Source organism: Desulfuromonas sp. (assembly GCA_002869615.1).
Taxonomy (GTDB): domain Bacteria; phylum Desulfobacterota; class Desulfuromonadia; order Desulfuromonadales; family UBA2294; genus BM707.
Window position 1 is genome coordinate 1 of the sequence record PKUH01000037.1, and the last position, 6333, is coordinate 6333.

Consider the following 6333-nt stretch of genomic DNA (forward strand, 5'->3'; position numbering starts at 1 on the left):
CATCAAGGAAGTCAGAGGGCTCGGCCTGATCCTCGGCATGCAACTTGACATCGAAGGGGCCGGGATCGTCACCAAGGCGCTCGAGCGGGGGCTGCTGATTAACTGCACCGTCGGCACCGTCCTCCGTTTTCTGCCGCCACTCACGGTGACACAGAACGAAATCGACGAGGCGATGGAAATCCTCGACGAGATTTTGAAAGAGATGTAAAAAGACCAAGAGCATAAAGGCGGTTTAACGCAAAGTCGCAATGACGCCAAGAGAAGAATGCTTATTCTGAGAAACTCTTGGCAGATCATTCAGTTCTGGTCTATAACCAAAAACTTTTTTATAGATTTACTTTGCGCCTTCGCGCCTTTGCGTTGAAAAACATATTTTGAATTATTTGGTGTCTTCGTGGCCATAAGGAGTCTGTACACATGCAAAAAGATTTTCTCGCACTGACCGACTGGAAACGGGAAGAACTCGAACAGATGTTCGAACTGACCCGTGATCTCAAGCAAAAGCAGAAGCGGGGGGAGCCGCACCGACTGCTCGAAGGAAAAAGTCTGGCGATGCTGTTCGAGAAAAGTTCGACCCGGACGCGGGTTTCGTTCGAGGTCGGCATGTTCCAGCTCGGCGGTCATGCCCTTTTCCTTTCTTCCGGCACCACCCAGATGGGTCGCGGTGAGCCGATCAAGGATACAGGCCGGGTCATGTCACGCTACTGTGACGGCATCATGATCCGTACCTTCTCACAGCAGCTGGTCGAAGAACTGGCCGAATGGTCCGACATCCCGATCATCAACGGTCTGACTGACACGTATCATCCGTGTCAGCTGATGGCCTACCTGTATACCGTTTTTGAACACAAGGGCGCCAGCTACGACAAACTGACTTATTGCTGGATCGGTGACGGCAATAATATGGCCAACAGCTGGATCAACGCCGCGGCTGTCTTCGGTTTCGATCTACGGGTCGCAACGCCGGCCGGTTACAAGCCGGATGGCGAAGTCATGAAGCGGGCGGAACAACTCGGGGCCAGGATCACCTACACATCCGACCCGCTTGAAGCAGCCAGCGGCGCCCATGTTCTCAACACCGACGTCTGGGCGAGCATGGGGCAGGAGCAGGAACAGCAGGAACGCGAGAAGGCTTTTGCCGGTTTCCAGATTAACGAAGATCTGGTTGCGGCCGCCGATCCCGACTGTATTGTTCTTCACTGTCTTCCGGCCCATCGTGATGAGGAGATTACTGACGCTGTGATTGAAGGGCCACATTCGGTTGTGTTCGATGAGGCGGAAAACCGGCTGCATGTACAAAAAGCGATCATGGCAACACTGATGGGAGTAAAAAGATAATGCTGACTGTCTCCTGCCCACACTGCGGTTTTGCCAAAAATGTTCCGCCTGACAAGATCCCGGCCGGCGTCGTCAAGGTTACCTGCCCGAGCTGTGAGGAGACCTTTCCGTTTGGCCGTAATGCGGCCGACACTCCGGACCCGACAGAAGATGAAAATAGTGCCGGTGATGAAGAGATCAGCCTGAGCGCTACCGCGGCCTTGCCCAAAGCCGGTTTCTGGATCCGGGTCGCTGCGGCGCTCGTCGACGGCATTATCCTGCTGGTCGTTCAGGTTATTCTTTCAATCTTGCTCGGCCTGATAGCCGTGAGTGTCGGCAGTGGCGTTAACGCCCAGGGGCAAGCTGCATTGAGCCTGGTCTACACTCTTTTCGGGACCGCCCTGTCAATGGCCTACTATGTTTTCTTTACCGGATACTCCGGTCAGACACCGGGAAAAATGGCCGTTCGGATCAAGGTCATCCGGGTTGATGGCGAAGAGATCGGTTTTGGCCGCGCGTTTTTCCGGGAGGTTCTCGGGAAGTTTGTCTCTGGCATTATCCTTGGTATCGGCTACCTGATGGTTGCCTTTGACTCACAGAAACAGGGGCTTCACGACAGGATCGCCAGCACCTATGTCATAAAACTTTAAAACCGGATGCAGAAGAGAGCAGACAGAACATAGATAAGCATATTTTTGCAGTATCCAAGGACCCGACTACAAAAAACAGGAGTTATAAAAACATGTCGAAACAAGTCAAAAAAGCGGTTCTTGCCTATTCAGGCGGCCTTGACACATCGATTATTCTTAAGTGGCTGATCGAGGAATACGGCTGTGAAGTCGTTGCCTTTTCGGCCGATCTCGGACAGGGCGAAGAGCTCGATGGAATTCCGAAAAAAGCGAAGGATACCGGAGCATCCGCATGCCATATCCTTGATTTACGGGAGGAATTTACCCGCGATTTTGTTTTCCCGATGTTCCGGGCGAATGCGATATACGAGGGGCGCTATTTTCTCGGCACCTCGATTGCCCGGCCGCTGATCTCCAAGGCACAAATGGAGATTGCCGCCAAGGAGGGTGCCGACGCAGTGTCGCACGGCGCCACCGGGAAAGGCAACGACCAGGTCCGTTTCGAACTTGCCTATTACCACTTTGACCCGTCAGTCACGGTCATTGCTCCATGGCGCGAATGGGATCTCAACAGCCGAACCGCCCTCGAAGATTATGCCCGAAAGCATCATATCCCGGTGCCGACCAGCAAGAAGTTCCCCTGGAGTTCAGATCGTAACCTGTTGCATATCTCGTTTGAAGGCGACATCCTCGAGGATCCATGGGCTGAAGCACCGGAAGAGATGTACGTTCTGACTGTCCGCCCCGAAGATGCACCTGATCAGCCGGAGTATGTTGAGATCGAATTCGCAAACGGCGACGCTGTTGCCGTCAACGGCGAAAAACTTTCGCCGGCCAACCTGCTGGCCAAGCTGAACGAGTTTGGCGGCAAGCACGGCATCGGCCGGGTCGACCTGCTGGAAAACCGTTTTGTCGGCATGAAGAGCCGCGGTGTCTACGAAACTCCGGGCGGCACCATCCTCGAAGAGGCACACCGGGCGGTCGAATCGATCACCATGGACCGTGAGGTGATGCATCTGCGCGATTCCCTGGTGCCGCGCTATGCCAGCATGGTCTACAATGGTTTCTGGTTTGCTCCGGAGCGGGAAGCGCTGCAGGCATTGATCGACCAGACCCAGCAGACGGTGAATGGCACGGCCCGCGTCAAGCTCTACAAGGGGCACTGCCGGGTCGTCGGCCGTAAATCGGAAAAAGATTCGCTGTTCAACCCGGAATTCGCAACCTTTGAAGCCGATGAGGTTTACAATCAGGCCGATGCTGAAGGGTTTATCAAACTTAACGCCCTGCGTCTGCGCATCCGCAGCCTGATGGAGAAAAACAAATAATCATCAAAAACCTTGGGCCACCAAGACACAAAGACACCAGGAAAAGTTGAACGCAAGTCTCTTTTTTTGGTTAAAGATCAAAAGAAATTTTAATCGTTCTTGATTTTCTTCGTGCCTTCGTGACCTGGCAACTTCGTGGCTGGCTTATGGATTTTAAAAAGCAAGGGATCAAGACCTGCGTCGTTGCCTGCATCATTGACGACCAGAACCGGGTTCTACTGACCCGACGCTGCATTGAACCTTTCTGCAGTCAGTGGGTGATGCCGGGCGGCAAGATCGACAAAGGTGAATCGATCCTCGAAGCGCTGCATCGAGAAGTCTGCGAAGAAGTCGGCATCGAGATCCATGCCGAAAAGCTGATCGATGTTTTTGAGCACATCGGGATTGGCAAAAGCGATGATCATTACGTCATCCTCTACTATCGCTGCACGCCGGCCGGCGGCGATTTGATCCCGAACGGCAGTGAATGTACCGAGGCGATCTGGGTACGCCACAACGAATTGTCGGGCATGGAACTTCCGCCCGGGTGCCGGCATATCCTCGGCATGGTCTATCCTGATCTTGAATGGGATATTGAACTCCGGCAGGAAGATGACATTGCCGCGGAATTGCCCGGGCCGCACTAACCTTGAATTTCTATTGAGAGGGATTTATGACTGCCAAACTTTGGGGGGGCCGTTTTACTGCTCCCACCGATGAGTTCGTCGAAGAATTCACCGCATCTATTGCATTTGACCAGAGGCTCTGGCGGTTTGATATCGACGGATCGATTGTCCATGCCCGGATGCTGGCCAGGCAACAGATCATCGCTGCCGATGATGCAGAACAGATCATCGCCGGACTTGAGCAGATCCGGAACGAAATCGAAGCGGGAAAATTCGAATTCAAGGTCAGCCTCGAGGACATTCACATGAACATCGAGGCCCGCCTGATTGAAATTGTCGGGCCGGTCGGCGGCAAGTTGCACACGGCCCGTTCACGTAACGACCAGGTCGCACTTGATATTCGCCTCTACCTGCGCGAAGAGATCAAAGCCGTTGCGCAATTCCTCGCCAGCCTCCAGGATGCCCTGCTTGAACAGGCCGAGAAGAATCTCAACGTGATCATGCCGGGGTACACGCACCTGCAGACGGCCCAACCGGTTCTCTTTTCGCATCACATGCTCGCCTACCATGAGATGCTTAAACGCGACGCGCAACGGTTCTGCGATCTTTACAAACGGGTCGATGTATTACCGCTCGGCGCCGGTGCCCTGGCCGGAACGACCTTTAATATTGACCGTGAGTTTGTCGCTGAACAACTCGGCTTCAGCGGCGTTACCCGAAACTCCCTCGACACCGTTTCGGATCGCGACTTTGCGATCGAATTTTGTGCTGCTTCATCAATCCTGATGATGCATCTGTCGCGGCTGGCCGAGGAACTGGTGCTCTGGTCGAGCGCTGATTTCAATTTTGTCGAACTCTCCGATGCTTTCTGCACCGGCAGTTCAATCATGCCGCAAAAAAAGAACCCGGACGTACCGGAGCTCGTGCGCGGCAAGTCGGGCCGCGTTTACGGCAACCTGGTCAGCCTGCTGACCCTCATGAAATCACTGCCGCTTGCCTACAACAAGGATACCCAGGAAGACAAGGAACCGCTGTTCGACACCATTGATACCGTCAAAGGGAGCCTCAAGATTTTCGCCGACATGATCCGTGAAATGCAGATCAATGCCGAACAGATGCGGCTGGCTGCGGCCCGTGGTTTTTCGACCGCGACCGATGTCGCTGATTATTGCGTGCGCAAAGGGATCCCGTTCCGACAGGCACACGAAATAGTCGGCAAGACGGTCCGTTACTGCATTGAAAACAACAAAGACATCCCGGAACTTTCAATCGACGAATTCAGATCTTTTTCTGAAAGCATCGAAGATGACATTTATGAATTCGTCACCCTTGACGCTTCGGTTAATGCCCGGCGGGCGACCGGAGGCACGGCCCGCGAAGCAGTCAAAAGAGAACTGAAAAGAGCCCGATCGGAGCAGAAGCAGCATTGAACGCACAGATATTCAAACTCTGGGCCATCGGTTTGATCTGTCTGGCCGGTTGCGGCGTCAAGGGCGATCTGAGTCCCAAAGGGAGATCGGAACCGCAGCCTCCAACCGGCCTGACCCTCCGCCAGCAAGGGAACAGTATTCTGCTGCAGTGGCAGGCACCGAGCCAAAACCAGGACGGATCGCCGCTGACCGACCTCCAAGGCTACCGGATCGGCTTTTACTCTTACCAACCTGAGAGCTATTGTGCCGAGTGCATTGATCAGTCTACGATAGCGACGATCATGAGCGAGCAGCCGTTCCCGGCATTCATCGATTCGCAAACGTTCTATTATCGTGACCCTGATCTCGAAGCGGGGCGAGGATACCGCTACCGCGTGCAGCCTTTCACCAGGGGCGGCCACGACGGTCCGGATGCGGTGATCAACCATATCATGCAGCCGGCACCACCGGCACCGGTCGACCTTAAAGTTGAGGCCCTTGATCGTGGAAGCCGAATCTTCTGGTCGCTGCGCCCCGAGGTTCAGGACGTCGGTGAATTCCTCGGTGTTAATATTTACCGGGGAGAGTCCGGTGCACTTGCACCCGAACCGATTAATCGACAACCGGTCAGGGGGAACAATTTTGAGGATTTTGGCTTGATTAACGGCAGTGATTATATCTACGCCTTACGCACTGTCATCGAGACGGATGATGACTCGATTATCGAAAGCCGCATCAGTGAAACCATCACAACCACACCAAAATCGGGCCCTTGAACCTTTACAACGACCGGCCGGTATGTTAGGTAGTACGATTCATCAGACAACAGATTCTCTCTTACAGGAGTGAATGCTTTTTTTCTCAGGGTCATTAATAGCAGGTTGGGTCGTATGGGTGTGAATGTGGCCTGATACGTCGCAGCCGCAGCAACGATGAACGTTGCCGGAACCAAGAAAAAACTTTTCCCAAAAATTGGAGGAGAAACCATGTTCCAAGGATCGATGGTCGCCATCGTCACCCCCTTTAAGGCCGACGGCAGTTTTGACGA

7 protein-coding genes are annotated in these 6333 nt (G+C 53.8%); all 7 read left to right on the forward strand.

What is annotated here, in order from left to right; translation table 11 throughout:
• Positions 1-208 (forward strand): aspartate aminotransferase family protein (locus tag C0623_04565; GenBank protein PLY02023.1); only part of this gene is annotated, 208 nt, incomplete at its 5' end.
• A 209-nt stretch (positions 209-417) separates the two neighbouring features.
• On the forward strand, positions 418-1338 hold the full coding sequence (gene argF / locus C0623_04570) for an ornithine carbamoyltransferase (GenBank protein PLY02024.1): 921 nt from the start codon (positions 418-420) through the stop codon (positions 1336-1338).
• Positions 1338-1967: a hypothetical protein gene (locus tag C0623_04575; GenBank protein PLY02029.1), complete on the forward strand. Its 630-nt coding sequence runs from the start codon at positions 1338-1340 to the stop codon at positions 1965-1967. The genes argF and C0623_04575 overlap by 1 nt, the downstream gene beginning before the upstream one ends.
• Before the next feature lie 92 nt (positions 1968-2059).
• Positions 2060-3271 (forward strand): argininosuccinate synthase, encoded by a 1212-nt coding sequence (locus tag C0623_04580; GenBank protein PLY02025.1) that lies wholly within the window; start codon positions 2060-2062, stop codon positions 3269-3271.
• 146 nt (positions 3272-3417) lie between these two features.
• Positions 3418-3897, forward strand: coding sequence for a DNA mismatch repair protein MutT (locus C0623_04585; protein PLY02026.1), 480 nt, complete (start codon positions 3418-3420; stop codon positions 3895-3897).
• 26 nt (positions 3898-3923) lie between these two features.
• Positions 3924-5306: an argininosuccinate lyase gene (gene argH, locus C0623_04590; GenBank protein ID PLY02027.1), complete on the forward strand. Its 1383-nt coding sequence runs from the start codon at positions 3924-3926 to the stop codon at positions 5304-5306.
• Entirely contained in the window at positions 5303-6061 is a 759-nt protein-coding gene (locus tag C0623_04595; GenBank protein PLY02028.1) for a hypothetical protein, read from the forward strand. The genes argH and C0623_04595 overlap by 4 nt, the downstream gene beginning before the upstream one ends.
• Positions 6062-6333 lie beyond the last annotated feature (272 nt).

What these genes read in the sequence shown, in the direction of transcription:
- argF (PLY02024.1), top strand. Translation starts at nt 418, where the DNA reads ATGCAAAAAGATTTTCTCGCACTGACCGACTGGAAACGGGAAGAACTC.
- C0623_04575 (PLY02029.1), top strand. Translation starts at nt 1,338, where the DNA reads ATGCTGACTGTCTCCTGCCCACACTGCGGTTTTGCCAAAAATGTTCCG.
- C0623_04580 (PLY02025.1), top strand. Translation starts at nt 2,060, where the DNA reads ATGTCGAAACAAGTCAAAAAAGCGGTTCTTGCCTATTCAGGCGGCCTT.
- C0623_04585 (PLY02026.1), top strand. Translation starts at nt 3,418, where the DNA reads ATGGATTTTAAAAAGCAAGGGATCAAGACCTGCGTCGTTGCCTGCATC.
- argH (PLY02027.1), top strand. Translation starts at nt 3,924, where the DNA reads ATGACTGCCAAACTTTGGGGGGGCCGTTTTACTGCTCCCACCGATGAG.